At 39.9% G+C, this 586-nt stretch carries 1 protein-coding gene and 1 pseudogene; both read right to left on the bottom strand.

What is annotated here, in order from left to right:
• Positions 1-154 (bottom strand): annotated as a pseudogene (locus tag SE27_RS14785) (hypothetical protein); the annotation flags it as partial.
• Entirely contained in the window at positions 102-416 is a 315-nt protein-coding gene (locus SE27_RS14285; protein WP_111861292.1) for a transposase family protein, read from the bottom strand. The pseudogene SE27_RS14785 and the gene SE27_RS14285, both read right to left, overlap by 53 nt.
• Between the last annotated feature and the right edge of the window lie 170 nt (positions 417-586).

Here is a 586-nt window from a genome sequence, read left to right on the forward strand (position 1 = left end):
AGTCATGCACCGTACCGCGATCAGTGCATAAACTCAGAATTTGCTGAGTTTTATAATGGATGATGGCCTGTACTTTAAAGGTATGCGTCTTTTTCTTGCCACTATAGCTTTTCTTCTGTTTTTTTAGGCCTTTGAATTGGAATTTCTGTGGCATCCAGGATCACCACATTCCAGTCTATGCTTTCGCCTTCGGGCAAATTCTTCGGTAAATTAAACAGCTTGGACTGAAGCAGACAATCTTCAACATGACGTACAATTCTTGAGGCTGTAGGCTCTGAAACCCCGTAACTCGTAGCAATGTGAAATAAGGTTCGGTATTCCCGCCAATAGCTCAGACAGAGCAGAACCTGATCCTCCAGACTTAATTTGGGTGGTCTGCCTTTAGCTGGAACATGCTTCTGCAATTGCTCAACCATTAAATAAAAGGTTGACCATGAGATGCCTGTATATCGCTTAAACTGTGTTTCAGAAAGCTTCTTGAATCAATGTATTTCATCCGTAGATTATGCACGAATGCTAAGAAAATTAGAGTACAAATATCAATCAAAAAGGTGCTCGTTTTTTGATTTATGAAAGAGATCTATTA

This window comes from Acinetobacter harbinensis, assembly GCF_000816495.1.
Classification (GTDB): Bacteria; Pseudomonadota; Gammaproteobacteria; order Pseudomonadales; family Moraxellaceae; genus Acinetobacter; species Acinetobacter harbinensis.

Coding starts and splice junctions, on each gene's coding strand:
- SE27_RS14285 (WP_111861292.1), bottom strand. CDS start 416: ATGGTTGAGCAATTGCAGAAGCATGTTCCAGCTAAAGGCAGACCACCC.